This is a genomic window from Mesorhizobium sp. LNJC394B00 (assembly GCF_000502555.1).
Lineage (GTDB): Bacteria > Pseudomonadota > Alphaproteobacteria > Rhizobiales > Rhizobiaceae > Mesorhizobium.
This window is the reverse complement of sequence record NZ_AYWH01000005.1, coordinates 210,783-230,213: the sequence shown is the minus strand read 5'-3', so window position 1 is coordinate 230,213 and position 19,431 is coordinate 210,783. Positions and strand designations below refer to the sequence as shown.

At 63.5% G+C, this 19,431-nt stretch carries 17 protein-coding genes and 1 pseudogene; 11 read left to right on the top strand and 7 right to left on the bottom strand.

Going from position 1 to position 19,431, the window contains the following annotated elements; genetic code table 11:
- Positions 1 to 7 precede the first annotated feature (7 nt).
- The 3 genes from X751_RS145660 to X751_RS145670 form a co-directional block, all read right to left on the bottom strand.
- Positions 8 to 370 carry a hypothetical protein gene (locus X751_RS145660; RefSeq protein ID WP_081726128.1) on the bottom strand — a complete coding sequence of 121 codons (363 nt, stop codon included), beginning with the start codon at positions 368 to 370 and terminating at the stop codon, positions 8 to 10.
- 110 nt (positions 371 to 480) lie between these two features.
- Positions 481 to 1,962 (bottom strand): FAD-dependent oxidoreductase, encoded by a 1,482-nt coding sequence (locus X751_RS145665; RefSeq protein ID WP_023745243.1) that lies wholly within the window; start codon positions 1,960 to 1,962, stop codon positions 481 to 483.
- A 332-nt stretch (positions 1,963 to 2,294) separates the two neighbouring features.
- Positions 2,295 to 4,100, bottom strand: a complete 1,806-nt coding sequence (locus X751_RS145670) for an IlvD/Edd family dehydratase (RefSeq protein WP_023688786.1) — start codon at positions 4,098 to 4,100, stop codon at positions 2,295 to 2,297.
- Positions 4,101 to 4,243: 143 nt separating this feature from the next.
- Between X751_RS145670 and X751_RS145675 the strand changes: the two genes are divergently transcribed.
- Positions 4,244 to 4,702 carry a carbon monoxide dehydrogenase subunit G gene (locus tag X751_RS145675; protein WP_023745242.1) on the top strand — a complete coding sequence of 153 codons (459 nt, stop codon included), beginning with the start codon at positions 4,244 to 4,246 and terminating at the stop codon, positions 4,700 to 4,702.
- A 160-nt stretch (positions 4,703 to 4,862) separates the two neighbouring features.
- On the opposite strand, the gene X751_RS145680 is transcribed toward X751_RS145675, so the two are convergent.
- The 3 genes from X751_RS145680 to X751_RS145690 all read right to left on the bottom strand — a co-directional run bounded on the left by X751_RS145680 (position 4,863) and on the right by X751_RS145690 (position 7,781).
- A complete protein-coding gene (locus X751_RS145680; RefSeq protein WP_023703517.1) occupies positions 4,863 to 6,053 on the bottom strand; it encodes an Mrp/NBP35 family ATP-binding protein in 1,191 nt (396 codons plus the stop codon).
- A 78-nt stretch (positions 6,054 to 6,131) separates the two neighbouring features.
- The gene (locus X751_RS145685; protein ID WP_023703518.1) at positions 6,132 to 7,136 is read right to left on the bottom strand and encodes an inorganic phosphate transporter; all 1,005 of its coding nucleotides are present in this window, start codon (positions 7,134 to 7,136) and stop codon (positions 6,132 to 6,134) included.
- Positions 7,137 to 7,139: 3 nt separating this feature from the next.
- The gene (locus X751_RS145690) at positions 7,140 to 7,781 is read right to left on the bottom strand and encodes a DUF47 domain-containing protein (protein ID WP_023673429.1); all 642 of its coding nucleotides are present in this window, start codon (positions 7,779 to 7,781) and stop codon (positions 7,140 to 7,142) included.
- A 158-nt stretch (positions 7,782 to 7,939) separates the two neighbouring features.
- Between X751_RS145690 and X751_RS145695 the strand changes: the two genes are divergently transcribed.
- The 10 genes and pseudogenes from X751_RS145695 (at position 7,940) to X751_RS1000000168625 (ending at position 18,566) form a co-directional block, all read left to right on the top strand.
- Positions 7,940 to 8,839 (top strand): LysR family transcriptional regulator, encoded by a 900-nt coding sequence (locus X751_RS145695; protein WP_023688790.1) that lies wholly within the window; start codon positions 7,940 to 7,942, stop codon positions 8,837 to 8,839.
- Positions 8,840 to 9,032: 193 nt separating this feature from the next.
- Positions 9,033 to 9,512 carry a formate dehydrogenase subunit gamma gene (locus tag X751_RS145700; RefSeq protein WP_023745241.1) on the top strand — a complete coding sequence of 160 codons (480 nt, stop codon included), beginning with the start codon at positions 9,033 to 9,035 and terminating at the stop codon, positions 9,510 to 9,512.
- Positions 9,509 to 11,065 (top strand): NADH-quinone oxidoreductase subunit NuoF, encoded by a 1,557-nt coding sequence (locus tag X751_RS145705; protein ID WP_023736170.1) that lies wholly within the window; start codon positions 9,509 to 9,511, stop codon positions 11,063 to 11,065. The genes X751_RS145700 and X751_RS145705 overlap by 4 nt, the downstream gene beginning before the upstream one ends.
- 10 nt (positions 11,066 to 11,075) lie before the next feature.
- Positions 11,076 to 13,988: a formate dehydrogenase subunit alpha gene (gene fdhF / locus X751_RS145710; protein ID WP_023745240.1), complete on the top strand. Its 2,913-nt coding sequence runs from the start codon at positions 11,076 to 11,078 to the stop codon at positions 13,986 to 13,988.
- A gap of 349 nt (positions 13,989 to 14,337) precedes the next feature.
- Positions 14,338 to 15,168, top strand: coding sequence for a formate dehydrogenase accessory sulfurtransferase FdhD (fdhD, locus tag X751_RS145715; RefSeq protein WP_023745239.1), 831 nt, complete (start codon positions 14,338 to 14,340; stop codon positions 15,166 to 15,168).
- Positions 15,158 to 15,472: a formate dehydrogenase subunit delta gene (locus tag X751_RS145720; RefSeq protein ID WP_023673423.1), complete on the top strand. Its 315-nt coding sequence runs from the start codon at positions 15,158 to 15,160 to the stop codon at positions 15,470 to 15,472. The genes fdhD and X751_RS145720 overlap by 11 nt, the downstream gene beginning before the upstream one ends.
- 134 nt (positions 15,473 to 15,606) lie before the next feature.
- A complete protein-coding gene (locus tag X751_RS145725; protein WP_023673422.1) occupies positions 15,607 to 17,160 on the top strand; it encodes an alpha/beta fold hydrolase in 1,554 nt (517 codons plus the stop codon).
- Positions 17,161 to 17,270: 110 nt separating this feature from the next.
- Complete coding sequence (locus X751_RS145730) at positions 17,271 to 17,750, top strand: carboxymuconolactone decarboxylase family protein (protein ID WP_023688798.1); 480 nt, start codon at positions 17,271 to 17,273, stop codon at positions 17,748 to 17,750.
- A gap of 76 nt (positions 17,751 to 17,826) precedes the next feature.
- On the top strand, positions 17,827 to 18,189 hold the full coding sequence (locus X751_RS145735) for a nuclear transport factor 2 family protein (protein ID WP_023688799.1): 363 nt from the start codon (positions 17,827 to 17,829) through the stop codon (positions 18,187 to 18,189).
- Between the two features lie 54 nt (positions 18,190 to 18,243).
- Positions 18,244 to 18,566 (top strand): annotated as a pseudogene (locus X751_RS1000000168625) (hypothetical protein).
- Positions 18,567 to 18,594: 28 nt separating this feature from the next.
- On the opposite strand, the gene X751_RS145740 reads toward X751_RS1000000168625, so the two are convergent.
- Positions 18,595 to 19,293: a DUF3592 domain-containing protein gene (locus tag X751_RS145740; protein WP_023745238.1), complete on the bottom strand. Its 699-nt coding sequence runs from the start codon at positions 19,291 to 19,293 to the stop codon at positions 18,595 to 18,597.
- Positions 19,294 to 19,431 lie beyond the last annotated feature (138 nt).

The window sequence follows — 19,431 nt, the reverse complement described above, 5'->3', positions numbered from 1 at the left end:
ACGAAGGTCAGTCCGCACTTAGCCCAAAGCGCTCGACGACTTCGGCGCTGATCAGCTTGCCATGCAGCGCCATCAGCACGATCTGGGCATCCAGGCTGTCGCCGGTTTCAAGCGCTGCCTCGATGCGGCGCTCAGCGTCCAGCCGCCGCTCCGGCCCATTGGCCTGCTCAAAGGTTTGTGGGCCTGCGATGCAATAACCAAACAGCTGCGCCACGGACCGATAAGCCTCTGGCGGGGGCTCGTCCGGCCAGTGATCCTTCATCAGATTGACGATGGTGAGCTTTACTCCCTCTGGCACCAGTGCCGGGTGAAGGTCGGCGCCGCGCAGCGCGTTGTCCAGTTCCCGCAAGTCACCCGAGCGGCCGAACATGCCGAGGAAACCGAGGGAAGAGCGCCGTTTAGTCACGTTGATACTTTCCGTCCGATAGCCGACCACTCATATGGGAATGTAGGATCGTTTTTCATCGCCTTTCCGGAGTCTCAGGCAAACCAGGCGTCGAGCCCGAATTCCCGCTGCAACAGGTCTTCCGCACTTTCCAGCGCGCCCTCGATCCAGCCGTGATTGTTGGACCACGCTTCGCCACAGACATGAATGCCCGGAGCGAGCGTATGGCTCGCCAGTTTTATACCGGAGATATCTATGCCACGGTCCCAGACATGCGACGCGCCGCCATAGGCCGGCGCACCCCAATCCTGCGCAAACCCGCCGATGGGTTTCGAGATGGCGCCGTGTTTGCCATGGACTTCGACCATCTGGCCGTGAAAGGCCTCCAGCGCGGAATGTCCCTCGGCCAAAACCGCAAAGCCGTGGCGCCGAGCGAGCTCAGGCAGCAGTGAGCGCCAGAATACCATGTGCTTGCCATCGCAATAGGCCATGGCGACGCTCCGACGAATCGTCGCGTCGCGAGCGTCCGCTTTTGTGAACTGCCATATCTGGCGAGCCGGCAGATCGGTCACGCTGTGGCCGGCCGCGATGCCGTTTCGAGCCCACCACGGGCTGGCATAGCAGGCGGCCAGCGTGAGCATCGGCCAGGGTTCCGGTGCCGGCAGATCGCTGGGCTGCTCGATGCCGGACTTTTCCAGCAGGGTCCGCAGGGGGCGGACCGGTAACGCCAGCACGACCTTGCGCGCCTCGACCGTCCCGCCCTGCCCCTCGACAGACAAGACCATCCCTTGCGCCGAGCGGGCGATGGCGGTCACGGTGTGATCGAGATGGACGGCGCCGCCGCTGACAGCGATCCGCCCGGCCATTCGCTCCGCAACCGGCTGGAACCCACCATCGGGGGAACAATAGGAGCGGCCGCCGCTCAGCTCGCCGAGCGCAAGCCTGAACGTCTCGGCGGCGTTGGGTCCGCGCAGGAGCAACGAATAGCCCACCGCGTCCTCGGCAAAAGCCATTTCCTCCGGGGTCAAGACCGTCGCCAGCACATCCCAAGTCGCCCAATCCGCCAGCTTGCGGCCGCGATAAACGAAGCCTGCGGCGCCGTTCCATTCGGCGCTGCCGAAGGCCTCCGAACCCGGCAGGATCAGTGCTGCCGCCTTTCGCAGCAGGCGGGACGGGCCTTTTTCCTGCAGCCGACGCGTCACGTCATAGGCAAACAGGCGGCGCGGCGCAAAGCGCGATATAGCGGCGTAGGGCAGGCTCCTACCGCGCAGATGGAGCCGGTTGGCGCCGGTGACGACGTCCATACCCGACAGCTTTACATCCAGCGTCGCCATGAGTTTTTTGAGCAGCCGATGTTGCGGCATCAGCATCATCGCGCCGAGATCGATGCCGAAGTTCGGCTCTCCGGGAAATGAGACCGTGGAGGCCCGACCGCCGACGCGACCGGCGGATTCGAAAACAGCGATCCTTGCGGGCTTTTCACTTTGGGACAAGCGCCACGCCAGGAAGAGACCGGCCATGCCCGCGCCGACAATAGCAATGTCGACCGGGGCAATGTCGATCGGGCTAGGCGGCAAGGATACGCCCGTGGCGGAAAACCATCATCATGGACGACGCTCTGGACCCCTCTTGATTTCGTGTCAAAAAACCCGAAACTGACGAGGACTGCAATGTCATACTGACAGGTGGGATCAGTTGGCGTGCGAGCAGTGATCTAAAACGGGCAACGGGTCCTATGAAGAAACAGTATCACACACCAGTCATCCGCAAGGCAGGACGACTCTCCGGCATCACAGCCATCGCCGCTTCGTCCGGCCCGCCTCCACCCTGAGGCCGCCATCCAAACAAGCTTACGCCAAGGCTTTCATGCCGGCCCGATCAGGCCGGCATTTTCATATCAAGCGGGTGCTCAGTGGTTGTCCCTCGGCACGCCGCTGGTGTGCGCGACGTCCTGGTATTTCACCGCCGGCTTCAGCACCATGCCCTCCGAGAACTGGTCGACCATGGAGCGCTGGATCTCCTGCCATGGCGTCTGATGCTTGGGATAATGATAGCCGCCATCGACCTGCAGTTCGGCACGGCGGCGCGTGATTTCCTCGTCGGTGACGAGGATGTTGGCAGTGCCTTTCCGTAAATCGATGCGCACACGGTCGCCGGTCTTGAGCAGCGCCAGGCCGCCGCCAATGGCGGCCTCCGGCGAAGCGTTGAGGATAGACGGCGAGCCGGATGTGCCCGACTGGCGGCCATCGCCGATGCAGGCCAGCGCGTGAATGCCCTTCTTGATGAGATAGGCCGGCGGCTGCATGTTGACGACCTCGGCGCCGCCGGGATAGCCGATTGGGCCGGCGCCGCGCATGAACAGGATGGTGTGCTCGTCGATGCCTTGCGCCGGATCGTCGATGCGGGCGTGGTAGTCCTCGGGACCATCGAAGACCATGGCGTTGCCCTCGAAGGCTTCCGGGTCGTTCGGGTTGGAGAGATAGCGTTCGCGGAATTCCGGCGAGATGCCGCTCATCTTCATGATTGCGGAATCGAACAGATTGCCGCTGAGATTAATGAAGCCGGCATTGGCCTTCAGCGGCTCGGCGACGGTGCGTATGACGTCGGTGTTCTCGTTGGCCACATCCTTGCAATTGTCGCCGATCGATTTCCCGTTGACGGTCATCGCTTCGGGATAGGGCAGCAGCTTGGCCTTCATCAGTTCGGCCACCACAGCCGGCACGCCGCCGGCATGATGATAGTCTTCGCCGAGATATTCGCCCGATGGCTGCAGATTGACGATGAGCGGCACATGGAGGCCGACCGTCTGCCAGTCGTCATTGGTGAGCGGCACGCCGAGATGACGGGCAATCGCGTTGAGGTGGATCGGGGCATTGGTCGAGCCGCCAATCGCCGAATTGACGACAATGGCGTTCTCGAAGGCCTTGCGCGTCATGATGTCGGACGGCTTCAGATCCTCATGCACCATCTCGACGATGCGCTTGCCGGTCTCATAGGAGATCTGGCCGCGCTCGCGGTAGGGTGCGGGAATGGCGGCCGAACCCGGCAATTGCATGCCGAGCGCCTCTGCCAGCGAGTTCATCGTGGTGGCGGTGCCCATGGTGTTGCAATAGCCGGTCGACGGCGCCGATGAGGCGACGATGTCCATGAACTCGTCATAGTCAATCTCGCCGGCGGAGAGCCGCTGGCGCGATTCCCAGACGATGGTGCCGGATCCCGTGCGCTTGCCTTTGTGCCAGCCATTGAGCATCGGTCCGACCGAAAGTGCTATGGCCGGAATATTGACGGTGGCCGCCGCCATCAGCAGCGCCGGCGTGGTTTTGTCGCAGCCGATGGTCAGCACGACGCCGTCGAGCGGATAGCCGTAAAGCACTTCGACCAGGCCGAGATAGGCAAGGTTGCGGTCGAGTGCCGCGGTCGGGCGCTTGCCGGTCTCCTGGATCGGATGGCACGGGAATTCGAAGGGGATGCCGCCCATCGAGACGATGCCTTCGCGCACGCGCTTGGCCAGTTCGATATGGTGGCGGTTGCACGGCGACAGATCCGAGCCGGTCTGGGCGATGCCGATCAGCGGCTTGCCCGACATCAACTCGGCCCGCGTCAGGCCGTAGTTCAGGTAGCGCTCGAGGTAGAGCGCGGTCATGCCTGGATTGTCGGGATTGTCGAACCACTCCTGCGAGCGAAATTTCTTCTTTCCGGTGGGGGCGCCTGCCATCATGGTCTCCGTATTTGTAAGACAAATCGATATGGCAACGCGCGGAAGCAGGCAAGAGGGCGCACCGTCGCAACCGGACTTTGGTGCGATAGACACAGACCAGACCGTGCGTTAGGCCTTCGAAGTCTGTCCGGGAGGTGTCGATGGCTTTGGTGGTCGAAGGCGAGGAACGCATTGCCGCCCCCCTGCAGAAAGTGTGGGACGCGCTGAACGACCCGAAGGTTTTGCAGGCGACCATTCCCGGCTGCCAGCACCTGGAGATGAAATCGCCGACCGAAATGGCGGCGACGGTGGTGTTGAAGATCGGACCGATCAAGGCGACATTCAACGGCGAGGTGACGTTGAAGAACCTGAAGCCGCCGCACTCCTACACCATCCAGGGCGAGGGCAAGGGCGGTATTGCCGGCTTCGCCAAGGGTGGCGCCGACGTGACGCTGACGGCGGACGGGCCGGATGCGACGGTCCTCAAATACGCGGCCAAAGCCGAAGTCGGCGGCAAGATCGCCCAACTCGGCAGCCGGCTCATCGAATCGACTTCGAAGAAGCTGGCCTTGCAGTTCTTTTCAAGCTTTGGCGAGAAGGTGGGTTCCCCTCCCCCTTGAGGGGAGGGTGCCTCGTGAAGCGAGGCGGGTGGGGTCGCCTCAACTGCCTCAACGTGAGTTGAGCTGCCTCGACTTGTAAAGAAATAGCGTCGAGCGTGTCACCGCGGACCCCACCCGGCCCTTCGGGCCACCCTCCCCTCAAGGGGGAGGGATATCCGAGCTACTCGAACACGATGTTCGGCACCGCCGCTTCGGCCGCGCCGCGTTCTTCGTTGACCCGGTCCCAGACCTTCGAAGCAATGCCGCGATAGATCTTCGCCTCGGCGCTGTCTGGCTTCGACGCCACCACCGGAGCACCTTCATCAGAACTTTCGCGAATGCCCATTTCCAGCGGCACTTCGCCGAGGAAGGTCACGCCGAGTCGCTCGGCCTCGCGCCGCGCCCCGCCATGGCCAAAGATGTCGTAGCGCTTGCCGGTATCGGGGGCTATGAAATAGCTCATGTTCTCCACGATGCCGAGCAGCGGCACGTCGACCTTCTTGAACATATTCAATCCTTTGCGGGCGTCGATCAGCGCCAGGTCCTGCGGCGTCGAGACGATGACGGCGCCGGCCAGCGGCACCTGCTGGGCCATAGTCAGCTGGGCGTCGCCGGTGCCGGGCGGCATGTCGACGACGAGCACGTCGAGGCGGCCCCATTCGACCTCGCGCAGCATCTGCGTCAGCGCCGACATCACCATCGGACCGCGCCAGATCATCGGCGTCTCCTCGTCGACGAGGAAGCCCATCGACATCACCTTAAGGCCGTAATTCTCCATCGGTTTCAGGATCTTGCCGTCGACGGTCTGCGGCCGGCCATGGATGTTGAGCAGCCTGGGCATGGACGGGCCATAAATATCGGCATCGAGCACGCCGACACGCAAACCGTTGGCGGCGAGGCCAAGCGCGATGTTGACAGCGGTGGTCGACTTGCCGACGCCCCCCTTGCCGGACGCCACCGCGATGATCGCCTCGATTCCGGGCACGCCGCGCTTGCCCGAGCTTTGCGAGGCCGAGGCGTGCGGGGCTGGAGTGTGTGGAGCTGGGCGCGGCCCGCCTGGCGCAGCCGGCGGTGCGGGCCTGGGCGCGGGACGCGACGCAACCGGAGCCTCCATGCCGCCGCCCTTCTTCTCCGCCGTCAGCGCGACGACGGCGCCGGCGACACCAGGGATCGCCTTGACGACACGCTCGGCTGCAGCGCGCAGCGGCTCCATCTCCTGTGCGCGGGCGGCGGGAACGGTGATCGAGAAAAACACTTTCGAATCGGCGATGAAAATCTCCGAAACCATGCCGAGGTCGACGATGTTGCCGGTGAAGTCCGGCCCGTTGACCGTCTTCAGACGCTCGGTGACGATTTCCTTGGTGACGGACATGCATTATTCCCTAAGGCGTTTGGCTGCGGCTCAGATAGTGCAGATTGGCAGCGACTCCAAGCACCACCGGTGTCCGCCTCACCCTGCCAGGCCAACCGCTAGGTAGGTGAGCGCCGAAATTGCAGCCGTGGCCGGCAAGGTGACGATCCAGGCGATGACGATGTTGCCGGCAATGCCCCAGCGCACGGCCGAGACGCGGCGGGCGGCGCCGACACCGATGATGGCCCCGGTGATGGTATGGGTGGTCGACACGGGGACGCCGAGCCAGGTGGCGGCAAACAGGGTGATGGCGCCGCCGGTCTCGGCGCAGAAGCCCTGCATCGGGTTCAACCGGGTGATCTTCGAGCCCATCGTGTGGACGATGCGCCAGCCGCCGAACAAAGTGCCGAGCGCCAGTGCTGTCTGACAGGTGAGGACGACCCACAGCGGCACGTAGAACGTCCCGCCGAGCATACCTTGCGAATAGAGCAGCACGGCGATGATGCCCATGGTTTTCTGGGCGTCGTTGCCGCCGTGCCCTAGCGAATAAAGCGAGGCCGAAAAGAACTGCATGACGCGGAAAGTGCTGTCGACGGCGAACGGTGTCTGGCGCACGAACAGCCAGGAAACGGCCAGGATCAGGACCAGCGCCAGAACAAACCCTGTCGCCGGCGACACGACGATTGCGGCGACCGTCTTGCCAAGCCCGGTCCAGACGATGGCGCCGGGCCCAGCCTTTGCAACGCCGGCGCCGACGAGCCCGCCGATCAGGGCATGCGAACTGCTGGACGGGATGCCGGCAATCCAGGTGACGATGTTCCAGACGATGGCGCCGACGAGCGCCGAGAAGATCACCGCCGGCGTGACGATGCTGACGTCGACGATACCTTTTCCCACGGTTTCAGCCACGTGAAGGCCGAAGAACATGAAGGCGATGAAATTGAAGAAAGCCGCCCACAGGACCGCATATTGTGGTCTCAGCACGCGGGTGGAGACGATGGTGGCGATGGAGTTCGCCGCATCGTGCAGGCCGTTGAGAAAATCGAAAAACAGCGCGACGGCGACAAGGCCGATCAGCACGGGAAAGGCGATGGTGGCTTCCATTGCCTAAACGTTCTCGATGACGATGCCGCTGATCTCGTTGGCGACGTCCTCAAAGCGGTCGACCACCTTCTCCAGCTGGCCGTAGATCTCCGAGCCGATCAGGTAGGCCATCGGATCGCTGCGGCCATGCCGCTTGAACAGGTCCTTCAATCCCTGCTCATGCAGATCGTCGGCGCGGCTTTCGACGCGCATGACCTCTTCGGCGATGGCGTTGAGGCGTACCGTGTGCGTGCCGACCTTGCTGAGCAGCGGGATCGCTTCGGCAACCAGCCTGGAGGCGGCAACGATGACGCCGCCCATCTCCTGCATCAGCGGGTCGAATTCCTTCTTTTCGAACAGCTTCACCGTCTTGACGGTCTTGTGCATCATGTCGATGGCGTCATCCATTGACTGGATCAGGTCCTTGATGTCGCCGCGATCGAAAGGCGTGATGAAGGAACGCCGCACCGCCAGCAGGACTTCGGCCGTGATATGATCGGCCTCGTCCTCGAGATCGATGATCTTCTGGCACCAGCGATCGATGTCCTTGCCCTGCAGAAGCTGCTCCAGCGCCTCGGCGCCGCCGACCACGGTGCGGGAATGCCGTTCAAAGAGGTCGAAGAAGCGATCTTCGCGCGGCAAAAGCTTGCGGAACCAGCCCAGCATGTCCGATCTCCTCGTATTCCATCCAACCACATAGCGCCGTGTTCGGCCGGGGGAAACAGCCAGCCGGCCCAAAGATGTGGATGCATGGCCAATTGCGGGTAGAGCTTGCGGCGAAAGGCAATTTCCCCGACCTTGCGCGCAACGAACGGACGGATGGGATGATCGACAAGCTCGAATTCTTCATCGCGCTGGCCAAGGAGGAGCATTTCGGCCGGGCGGCGGAAGCGTGCGGCGTCACGCAGCCGACCTTGTCGGCCGGGATCAAGCAGCTGGAGGGCCAGCTCGGCGTCATGCTGGTCAATCGCGGTTCGCGCTTTCAGGGGCTGACGCCGGAAGGCAAGCAGGTGCTGGTGTGGGCGCGTCGCATCGTCGGCGATTCCAGGACCATGCGCGAAGAGATGCGGGCGGCGCGACATGGCCTGTCCGGGCGTATCCGTATTGCCGCCATCCCAACCGCCCTCGCCATGGTGGCGCGGCTGACGACGCCATTTCGCGAGAAGCATCCGGGCGTCACCTTCTCTATCCTGTCGCGCACCTCGATCGAGGTGTTGTCGCTGCTCGGCAATTTCGACGTCGATGCCGGCATCACCTATCTCGACAACGAGCCTCTCGGACGGGTGACCAGCGTGCCGCTCTATGACGAGCGCTACCAGCTGATCACGGCGGTCGGAAATCCCTATTCGGATCGCGACAAAGTGACATGGGCCGAAATCAGCCAGCTGCCGCTCTGCTTGTTGACGCCGGACATGCAGAACCGCCGCATCATCGACCAGCATCTGGCCGAGGCCGGCGTGCAGGTGCGGCCGACACTGGAATCCAACTCGATGATCGTGCTGTTCTCCCACATACGGACAGGCAAATGGTCGTCGATCATGCCGCTCAACCTGGCGGAAACATTCGGTTTTTCCGAGCCGATCCGGGCCATTCCGATCGTCGAACCGGATGCCAGCCACACGGTCGGGCTGGTCGCCGCGCCGCGCGAACCGCACACGCCGCTGGTGCAGGCGCTGCTGGACGAGGCGATGGCGCTGGCAGACGATTTCCGCGCCAATCGCTGAGCTAGTCATAACTGATCAATCGGCGCGATAGAAATTTTCTATCGTGCAACGAAACCGCTTTATTGATTTCAGGGGTTTTCTCTGATTTCTTAAGCACTTAGCGATTAAGCGGCGTAGGCATGTCGTTGTTCCAAAACCGCGTCATGCTTTTGGACGATATATGCATCGATCGCTACGATAGGGAGGGCGCTGCGTGACGATGCAGCCAGCAAGTACCGAGATACAGTCGCGCACGGCGGCGATCATCCAGGAGTTGAAGGGCCTCGAAGGCCCGCTGCTGCCGATCCTGCACGAGATCCAGGACGAATTTGGCCACGTGCCGCAGGACGCCGTGCCCGTCATCGCCGATGGGCTGAACCTGTCGAGGGCCGAAGTGCATGGCGTTGTGACCTTCTATCATGATTTCCGTGCCCGGCCGGCCGGCCGGCATGTGCTCAAGCTCTGCCAGGCGGAAGCCTGCCAGTCGATGGGTTCGGATGCGATCGCCGCAAAGGTCAAGCAGTTTCTGGGCATCGATTTCCATGAGACCACCCGCGACGGATCGGTTACACTTGAGCCTGTCTATTGCCTCGGGCTGTGCGCCTGTTCACCGTCGGCGATGCTGGATGGTGAGGTGATCGGGCGGCTCGATGACGAGAAGATCGAAGAGATCGTCGGGGAGGTACGCTCATGATCCCGCGCATCTACATTCCAGGTGACTCCGGCGCGCTGGCGCTCGGCGCCGAAAAGGTCGCCAAGGCTGTTCGTGCGGAACTGGCTGAACGGGGCGTCGAGGCCAAGATCGTCCGCAACGGCTCGCGCGGCGCCTATTTCCTCGAACCGATGGTCGAGGTCGCGACCGAAAAGGGCCGCGTCGCTTACGGGCCGGTCAAGCCATCGGACGTCAAGAGCCTGTTCGACAGCGGCTTTCTCACCGGCGGGCATCACAAGCGCTGGCTGGGCGCGCCCGACAAAATCCCGTTCCTGGCCAAGCAGACGCGCCTGACCTTTGCGCGTTGCGGCATCAACGACCCGCTATCGCTCGATGCCTACAAGTCACTGGGCGGGCTCAAGGGCCTGCAGAACGCGGTGGCCATGGCGCCGCTCGACATCGTCAAACAGGTCACGGAATCGGGCTTGCGCGGCCGAGGCGGCGCCGGCTTCCCGACCGGCATCAAGTGGAAGACGGTGCTCGATACGACATCTGACCGCAAATACATCGTCTGCAATGCCGACGAGGGCGACAGCGCCACCTTTGCCGACCGCATGATTATGGAGGGCGACCCCTTCGTGCTCATCGAAGGCATGACGATTGCCGGCATCGCCACCGGCGCGACCAAGGGGTTCGTCTATATCCGCTCGGAATATCCGCATGCGGTGGCTGTCATGAACAAGGCTGTCGAGGTCGCCCGCAAGGCAGGCGTGCTCGGCGTCAGCGTGCTGGGTTCGCCCAACGCCTTCGACATGGAAATCCGCGTCGGCGCCGGCGCCTATGTCTGCGGCGAGGAAACGTCGCTGCTGAACAGCCTTGAAGGCAAGCGCGGCGTGGTGCGCGCCAAGCCACCGCTGCCGGCAATCCAGGGTCTGTTCGGCAAGCCGACGGTGATCAACAACGTCATCAGCCTAGCCTCCGTGCCCATCATCATGGACCAGGGTGCTGCCTTCTACAAGGATTTCGGCATGGGCCGCTCGCGCGGCACGATCCCGATACAGATCGCCGGCAACGTCAAGTTCGGCGGCCTGTTCGAGGCGGCGTTCGGCATGACGCTGGGCGAGATCGTCGACGATATCGGCGGCGGTACGGCCACAGGTCGCCCGGTGAAGGCGGTGCAGGTCGGCGGCCCGCTCGGCGCCTATTTCCCGCGCGGCCTGTTCGACACGCCGTTCGACTACGAAGAGTTCGCGAAGCGCGACGGGCTGATCGGCCATGCCGGCATCACCGTGTTCGACGACACGGCCGACATGCTGAAGCAGGCGCGCTTTGCCATGGAGTTCTGCGCCATCGAAAGCTGCGGCAAGTGCACGCCCTGCCGCATCGGCTCGATACGCGGGGTGGAGACCATCGACCGGCTTGCCGCCGGCATCGAGCCGGAGAAGAACCTGGCACTGGTCACCGATCTCTGCAACACGATGAAGTTCGGATCGCTCTGCGCGCTGGGCGGCTTCACGCCCTATCCGGTGATGAGCTCGATCACCCATTTCCCCGAAGATTTCAAGCCCGCGCCGGCGCGCGTGGCTGCTGAATAGGAGCTGGCAGATGAATATCAAGGCCGACTTCCCGACACTCATCGAAGAACTCGATTACGGAACCCCGGAATCGAAGGCGCAAAAGCAGGTTACGCTGATCGTCGACGGCCGCAGCATCAGCGTGCCGGAGGGTACGTCGATCATGCGCGCGGCGATGGAAGGCGGGGTCGAGATCCCAAAACTCTGCGCCACGGACATGCTGGACTCGTTCGGCTCCTGCCGCGTCTGCCTGGTCGAGATCGACGGGCGCGGCGGCACGCCGGCATCCTGCACGACCCCCGTCGGCGAAGGCATGGTGGTGCGCACGCAATCCGAGCGGCTCGACGCCATCCGCCGCGGTGTCATGGAGCTTTACGTCTCCGACCACCCGACCGGCTGGAACGAGAAGGCCGGCACCGGCGCCAGCGAGTTCGACGTTGTGGCGAAATCGGTCGGCCTGACCGAGAACCGCTTCGGCATTGAGGGCCGCAACCACGTCAAGCAGGAAAACGGCGTCGCGCCCGGCCATGGCTCGCTGGCGGTCGACTACATCGCCTGCGACGAGTCCAACCCCTATTTCACCTATGATCCGGCGCAATGTATCGTCTGCTCGCGCTGCGTGCGGGCCTGCGAGGAGGTGCAGGGCACCTTCGCGCTGACGATCGAGGGCCGCGGTTTCGAATCGCGCATGGTCGCCGGCATGCACGAGGATTTCATCGCCTCCGAATGCGTGTCCTGCGGCGCCTGCGTGCAGGCCTGTCCGACCGATGCGCTGCGTGAAAAGACCGTGCTTGAGAAAGGCATGCCCGAGCGCTCCGCCGTCACCACCTGCGCCTATTGCGGCGTCGGCTGCTCGTTCAAGGCCGAAGTGAAGGACGACGAAGTCATTCGCATGATGCCCTACAAGGACGGCAAGGCGAACCACGGCCACTCCTGCGTGAAGGGCCGTTTCGCCTATGGATATGCCACCCACAAGGACCGCATCCTGTCGCCTATGATCCGGGAAAAGGTCAGCGATCCCTGGCGCGAGGTGAGCTGGGAAGAGGCCATCGCCCATACGGCCAAGGAATTCCGCCGTATCCAGTATCAATACGGCCGCACCTCGATCGGCGGCATCACGTCCTCGCGATGCACAAATGAAGAGACCTATCTGGTGCAGAAGCTTGTGCGCCAAGGCTTCCGCAACAACAATGTCGACACCTGCGCCCGCGTCTGCCACTCGCCGACCGGCTACGGCCTCGGCCAGACCTATGGCACCTCGGCCGGCACGCAGGATTTCGATTCCGTCGACTTCACCGATGTCGCCGTCATCATCGGCGCCAATCCGGCTTCCGCGCACCCGGTGTTCGCCTCGCGGCTGAAAAAGCGGCTGCGCCAGGGCGCCAAGCTGATCGTGCTCGATCCGCGCCGCACCGAAATGGTCAAGTCAGCGCATATCGAGGCCGACTATCACCTGCCGCTGAAGCCCGGCACCAACGTGGCGGTGCTGACGGCGCTGGCGCATGTCATCGTTACCGAAGGGCTTTTCGACGAAGCCTTCATCCGCGATCGCTGCGACTGGGCGGAGTTCCAGGATTGGGCTTCTTTCGTCGCCTTGCCGGAAAACAGCCCCGAAATCGTGGGCAAGCTGTCCGGCGTCGACCCCGAACTGATCCGGGGTGCTGCGCGCCTCTATGCCAAGGGCGGCAATGGCGCGATTTATTATGGCCTTGGCGTCACCGAACACAGCCAGGGTTCGACCACGGTTATGGCTATCGCCAACCTTGCCATGGCGACCGGCAATATCGGCCGTCCCGGCGTCGGCGTGAACCCGCTGCGCGGCCAGAACAACGTGCAGGGTTCCTGCGACATGGGCTCATTCCCGCACGAACTGCCAGGCTACCGCCACATCTCGGGCGAGGCGGTGCGTGACATCTATGAGAGCCTTTGGGGGGTGAAGCTCGACGACGAACCCGGCCTGCGCATCCCCAACATGCTGGATGCCGCCGTCGACGGCTCGTTCAAGGGCATCTACATCCAGGGCGAGGACATTCTGCAGTCGGACCCTGATACCAAGCATGTCGCGGCCGGCCTGGCGGCGATGGAATGCGTGGTCGTGCACGACCTGTTCCTCAACGAGACCGCCAACTACGCGCATGTCTTCCTGCCGGGCTCGACCTTCCTGGAGAAGGACGGCACTTTCACCAATGCCGAGCGCCGCATCAACATGGTGCGCAAGGTTCTGGAGCCGAAGGCGCGCTACGCCGACTGGGAAGCGACACAGGAGCTTGCCCGTGCGATCGGGCTGGATTGGAACTACCAGCATCCCTCCGAAATCATGGACGAGATCGCCAAAACGACGCCAAGCTTCGCCGGCGTCTCCTTCGATCTGCTCGACCGTGTCGGATCGGTGCAATGGCCCTGCAACGAGAAGGCGCCGCTCGGCACGCCGATCATGCATATCGACGGCTTCGTGCGCGGCAAGGGCAAGTTCATCCGGACGGAATATGTGGCGACCGACGAGCGGACCGGGCCCCGTTTCCCGTTGCTGCTGACCACCGGCCGCATCCTCAGCCAGTACAATGTCGGTGCACAGACAAGGCGCACCGAAAACGTCATGTGGCACTCGGAGGACCGGCTGGAAATCCATCCGCACGATGCCGAGAACCGCGGCCTGCGCGATGGCGACTGGGTGCGGCTGACCAGCCGTTCGGGTGAGACGACGCTGCGTGCGCTGATCACCGACCGGGTGTCGCCAGGTGTGGTCTACACAACGTTCCACCATCCCGACACGCAGGCCAACGTCATCACCACCGACTTCTCCGACTGGGCGACCAACTGCCCGGAGTACAAGGTGACCGCGGTGCAGGTCGGCGCCTCCAACGGGCCTTCGGACTGGCAGCGCGATTATAACGAGCAGGCCGAGCAGAGCCGCCGCATCGCAAAGCTGGAAGCGGCGGAGTAGTCTTGCCACGGCGTTCGACAATAAGAGCTTCAATCTTGACGGTTGGTCGACCCCTACTCCGTCAGGAAGGACGCGAGCTTATGCCGCCTGGCGCCTTTCTTCTCCCTCCGGAGGGGGGAGAGGTGGCGCCGCGAAGCGGCGACGGAGTGGGGGACGCCGGCCCCGCAACACGCAGCCGTCGAAAGTCGCGCACAACCCAAAGAGCAGGCAAACCGGCCTATCTGGCGAGCAGTCGACCCCCACTCCGTCAAGCTTCGCTTGACACCTCTCCCCCGATCGACGGGGGAGAGGAAAGGCGCGAGCCTCCACAGCTACTGCTAAGGACGAACAGGGCAGAGGGGCGCGCCTCGTGACCCGAAAACGCCAAGCCACCACCCAAATCTCTCGCCTTGCCCACCGCGCCAGCGGCACTGCGACGGCCAACCGCATGGTGCCGGAGGAGACGCCGGTGGCGTTCTCCTTTGCCGGCACCACCCATGCGGTGATGATGGCGAGCCCGGCCGATTTCGAGGATTTCGCGCTCGGCTTCTCTCTGACCGAAGGCATCATAGCCTTGCCTGACGAAATCGATGCGATCGAGGTCGAGGTCCATGGCGCCGGGATCGATATCCAGATCCGGTTGAAGGACCAGGCCAATACGCGCTTCGAGGCGCGACGCAGGCGATTGGCCGGTCCGGTCGGCTGTGGGCTATGCGGCATCGAATCGATCGAGGAAGCGATGCGCTCGGTCGACAAGGTTGGTGCGTCCAAGCTTACGCTTGAAGCTGACGACATCGTTCGCTCGGTCAAGCTTTTGTCGAAGGTGCAGCCGCTGCATTCGGAAACCGGTGCAGTTCATGCAGCGGGCTTCTACATCCCCGGCAAGGGCATAGTCATGGCGCGCGAGGATGTCGGCCGCCACAATGCGCTGGACAAGCTGGCCGGCGCGCTGGCCAAGGCCGGCATTGACGGTGCATCGGGCGCGGTGGTGGTGACATCACGCGTCTCGGTGGAGATGGTGCAGAAAACGGCGGCGATCGGCTCCGCCTTCGTCATCGCCGTGTCGGCGCCGACAGCCCTTGCCATCCGCACCGCCGAAGAGGCCGGCATGACGCTGGTAGCGCTGGTGCGCGGCGACGATTTCGATGTTTTCACCCACCCGGAACGGGTGGTCTTGGGAGTTGCCCAGCATGTCGCATAACGAAGAACACATCACGAGCACCGGGGAAAAGCTGGTGCGCATGGCCAACCAGATCGCCGCCTTCTTCCATTCAAGGCCCCGCGAGGAAGGTGTGGCGGGCGTGGCCGAGCACATCAACAAGTTCTGGGAGCCCAGGATGCGCCGGCAGTTCTTCGAGATGCTGGACAGCGGCGGCGAAGGTTTTGACGAACTCGTCGTCGTGGCCTCGGCCAGGATCAAGCGGCCGAAGACCGAGGAGCAGGCCGATGTGAGCATCGGCTACGTCCAACCCACGGGTGCAGAGAGCGCCGCTCCCCAGAAATAGCCTCCCCCAGAAATGGCGGGCGAACACGGTTCGCGGCGGGCTATATTCCTGTCTTCTAAAGTTTGGCTGCCGCATCCGCCGGGCGTCTGCTATGGTCGGCGATCAGAAATCGTCTGGCCGGGCGGGATAGCAACGTGAGGCCGATCGAGACGCGATATGCCCTCAGCGGCGACGTGCGGATCGCCTATCAGGTGGTCGGCCAGGGATCGTTCGACCTGGTTTTCGTGCCTGGCTTCATCTCCAATCTCGACCTGCATTGGGAAGACGAGGGCTACGCCAGGCTGTTGAAACGGCTCTCGGCGTTCTCGCGGCTGATCCTGTTCGACAAGCGCGGCACCGGCCTGTCCGACCGCGTCGACCCACGCCACCTGCCCAGCCTCGAAACCCGCATGGACGATGTGCGCGCGGTGATGGATGCCACCGGCAGCGGCCGCGCGGCCTTGCTCGGCGCTTCGGAAGGCGCGCCGATGGCAATGTTGTTTGCCGCCACCTATCCGGAACGGACACGAGCGCTGGCGCTCTATGGCGGTTATGCGCATTTCCACAAATGGGTGATGTCGCCGGAGCGCCTCGAGGCCTTCATCGCGACGGCCGGCACGGAATGGGGCACGGGCGCCACACTGCCCAACTTCGCTCCCGGCCGGGTAGATGATGCGCATTTCACCCAGTGGTGGGCCCGCTTCGAGCGGCTGTCGGCCAGTCCGACGGCAGCGGCAGCCCTTGCCCGGATGAATGCCGGAATCGATGTGCGCGGCGTGCTGTCGGCGATCGGCGCACCGACACTGCTCATTCATCGCCGCAACGACGCGCGGGTCGACCCGGACGCCAGCCGCTTCCTGGCGAAAGAGATCGCCAATGCGCGATTGGTCGAGGTCCCCGGGCGCGACCACCCGATCTGGACCGGCGATGTCGACCGGGTGGCCGACCTGATCGAGGAATTCCTGACCGGCGAGCGTGCCGTGGCCGAAGCGGAGCGCGTGCTTGCCGCTCTTCTGGCGACACGCATCTACGACACGGCGCGGGTTGGCGACCGCATGTGGAGCGAACGTAGCGAGCGCTTCCAGGAGAGCTGGCAGCAGCTGGTCGGCCGTCATGGCGGACGCGTCGCCGGCATCCATGGCGAATTGATGATCTCGCGCTTCGACGGGCCGGCGCGGGCCATACGCTGCGCGGCGGCACTGCGCGATGCGGCGCAACATATGGGCATTGCAAGCGCCCAGGGCGCCCATGTCGGTGAGGTCGAAATGCGCGGGCCGCCGGTGGGGCTGATGGCACGGGTGACGATGCAGATCGCCGCCCATGCCGGGCGCGGCGATATTCTGGCGTCGCGGCTGGCCGCCGATCTGGCGGCGGGGTCCGGCCTGCATTTCATCGATGCCGGGCGTGTCACGGTGGATGAGCTGGACGAGCCGCTGGCGCTGGTCCAGGCAACGTCGGAACAGCACCTGGAGCCGGCCTGCCGCCCCAAGGCGAAACCCGCCGAGCCGGCTCAACTGACGGCGCGCGAAAGCGAGGTGGTGATCCTGATCGCCGACGGCAAGAGCAATGCCGCGATCGCCGCCGAGCTGAGGCTCAGCGAGCATACGGTCAAGCGTCATGTCGCCAACATATTGCTGAAGCTCGATTTGCCGTCACGGGCGGCGGCAGCGGCATTTTCCGCCAGGCAGGCTGGCCCGGACGGGCCATAGGGACCATGGCGCTTTCGGGCGAAGCGGCCAGGTGGGGTCGAGGCGTACCAATTCTCTCCATGCAGGCCAGGCGGATGTCGCCGGGAAAGGCACTGCGGATGGAGGATGCAATGCTGAAGTCAAACAGGTCGATCAAATCGCTGGTGATAGCGGCAGGCGTTGGCGCGCTGTTCACGATCGCTCCCGCCAGAGCCGAGGATGCCTCGGCGGCCGCCGCCTACAAGGACATCGAGGCGACGCTCGGCTCAGTGCCGGACATGTTCAAGACGCTGCCCGATGTCGCGGTTGCCGGCGCCTGGGCCGAGATCAAGGGTGTGCAGCTCAACCCCAAGACCGCGCTCGACGGCAAGACCAAGGAACTGCTGGGGCTGGCCGTCGCCTCGCAGATCCCCTGCCAGTACTGCATCTATTTCCACACCGAGGCCGCCAAGCTCAATGGCGCGACCGATGAGGAGATCAAGGAGGCGATCGCGATGGCGGCGATCGTGCGCCACTGGTCGACGATGCTCAACGGCAGCCAGGTCGATTTCGCGACCTTCAAACAACAGACCGACGGCGTGTTCGCAGCCGTCAAAGCCAAGTCGCAGTGAAAGAAAATGCCGGGCGGTGCGCCGGGCATTGCTTGTGATCATTCAACCGCCCGATCAACGGGCCATGGAGGAGAAGATGCTGACCAAGACGCAGAGCGTGGACGGCGCGGCGATCAAGAAAGCGATCGAAGGACGGGACGGCAGGATGCTCGCTAGCTTCTATGCCGACGACGCACTGGTGCGGGTGATCGACCGCAACAATCCACCGAGCAAGCCGCGCGAGATCCGCGGCCGGGCGGCGATCAGCACCTTCTGGGACGACATCTGCAGCCGGGCGATGACCCACAAGGTCGACACCACCATCGCCGATGGCGACAATCTCGCCTTCACCCAGGCCTGCGCCTATCCGGACGGAACGAAAGTGTTCTGCGCGGCGATGCTGGAGCTGAAGAATGGGCGGATTGCACGACAGACCGTCGTGCAGGCCTGGGACGAGTAGTTCCACCGCGGAAAGATCAACCGCGGTTGGGCCGCAAAACTGGAGGAGACAAAAATGTTCAGCGCCAGATGGCAGATCGACGCCAAGTTCGGGCACAAGCAGACCGTGCTCGACCTGTTGAAGAAATGGGAACGCGAGATCGGCNGATCGGCTCTCAGGTCGGCATTGCCGATCTCGAGTTCCAGATCATGACCGGTTCGATCGGAGCTCGGGAAGCGACGGTCGAATCGCATCATCAGGTCGAAAGCCTTGCCCAGCTGGAGGGTTTCTTCGCCAGGATCGGCATGATCGACGCCCACGCCAAATGGGGCAAGGAGATGGAGCCCTACGTCGTTTCAGGCACCAGCCTTTGGAACATCTACCGCATCGTGGAGTAGCCGTGGCAGGTGCAGCAGTTTTCGGCCATCAGTTGCGGCGGCCGAAACTCGTCCGCTGCCCGGAAAACCGCCCTTCCCTGGCCGATCCGGCAGCCGCGACACGTGCCGGCTGATTGGGCAATGTGGCCTGCTTGGCCAGGGCCGCCGCTATCAAGGCGTCGGCCTGGCGCGCGCGCTGGTCCGCGCCGGCATCTCCGGCAGGGTTGCCCGCCACGGCGGAGGTCGACATCCGCCAGCGGGGTTTGAAAGCAAGATAGAGAAGCAACGCGCCGAGCAGTCCAGCCCCAATGACGATCGTCAAACGCGTGCCGGTCATGCCGGTGCGTTCGATCTGGGTGGGGTTGGCGGGGTTCTGGACGACGGTGAGCTTGTCGCCGACCTGCGGTTCGCGGGCACCGTTCTTGTTCAGCTCCATCGTGGCCTCGACGGCGTCGGCGCCGGTGCCGACGCGCAAGGTGCCGGTGAATTTCTGGGTCACCTTCCACTCTTTGTCAGCATGAACCGTCTTGAACGCATCCACCAGTTCGCACGGGATCGTGGCGGTGCTGACGGTCTTGTAGACAATCTTGTGGGTGGTCGATTCCATGTCGCATTCGACATTGACCGCGAGGATTTCAGCAGGCGCCTCGGGCCAGCCGCTCTTCTTGATCATGTCCTTGCCGCCGAACACAGCGATCAGCAGACAGAAGCCGCCAATGAGTACCAGCTTGATCTTGGTCGTGTTCATGCGCAAACCCCTCGCCGCGCGGTTTCCCGGCAAGAGGCTGCTCGTTCAGGTTGAATATTCAGTAAATCGTGAACTCCCGCCGTACCGCAAAAGTAACTCACGATTAATATACAGAAAACGCGGTGGCGAATATTTTAG

Bases quoted from the DNA above. Each gene is read 5' to 3' on its own strand.
- X751_RS145660 (WP_081726128.1), bottom strand. From the start codon at position 370: ATGTTCGGCCGCTCGGGTGACTTGCGGGAACTGGACAACGCGCTGCGC.
- X751_RS145670 (WP_023688786.1), bottom strand. From the start codon at position 4,100: ATGGCAGGCGCCCCCACCGGAAAGAAGAAATTTCGCTCGCAGGAGTGG.
- X751_RS145675 (WP_023745242.1), top strand. From the start codon at position 4,244: ATGGCTTTGGTGGTCGAAGGCGAGGAACGCATTGCCGCCCCCCTGCAG.
- X751_RS145680 (WP_023703517.1), bottom strand. From the start codon at position 6,053: ATGTCCGTCACCAAGGAAATCGTCACCGAGCGTCTGAAGACGGTCAAC.
- X751_RS145685 (WP_023703518.1), bottom strand. From the start codon at position 7,136: ATGGAAGCCACCATCGCCTTTCCCGTGCTGATCGGCCTTGTCGCCGTC.
- X751_RS145690 (WP_023673429.1), bottom strand. From the start codon at position 7,781: ATGCTGGGCTGGTTCCGCAAGCTTTTGCCGCGCGAAGATCGCTTCTTC.
- X751_RS145695 (WP_023688790.1), top strand. From the start codon at position 7,940: ATGATCGACAAGCTCGAATTCTTCATCGCGCTGGCCAAGGAGGAGCAT.
- X751_RS145705 (WP_023736170.1), top strand. From the start codon at position 9,509: ATGATCCCGCGCATCTACATTCCAGGTGACTCCGGCGCGCTGGCGCTC.
- fdhF (WP_023745240.1), top strand. From the start codon at position 11,076: ATGAATATCAAGGCCGACTTCCCGACACTCATCGAAGAACTCGATTAC.
- X751_RS145720 (WP_023673423.1), top strand. From the start codon at position 15,158: ATGTCGCATAACGAAGAACACATCACGAGCACCGGGGAAAAGCTGGTG.
- X751_RS145730 (WP_023688798.1), top strand. From the start codon at position 17,271: ATGCTGAAGTCAAACAGGTCGATCAAATCGCTGGTGATAGCGGCAGGC.
- X751_RS145735 (WP_023688799.1), top strand. From the start codon at position 17,827: ATGCTGACCAAGACGCAGAGCGTGGACGGCGCGGCGATCAAGAAAGCG.
- X751_RS145740 (WP_023745238.1), bottom strand. From the start codon at position 19,293: ATGAACACGACCAAGATCAAGCTGGTACTCATTGGCGGCTTCTGTCTG.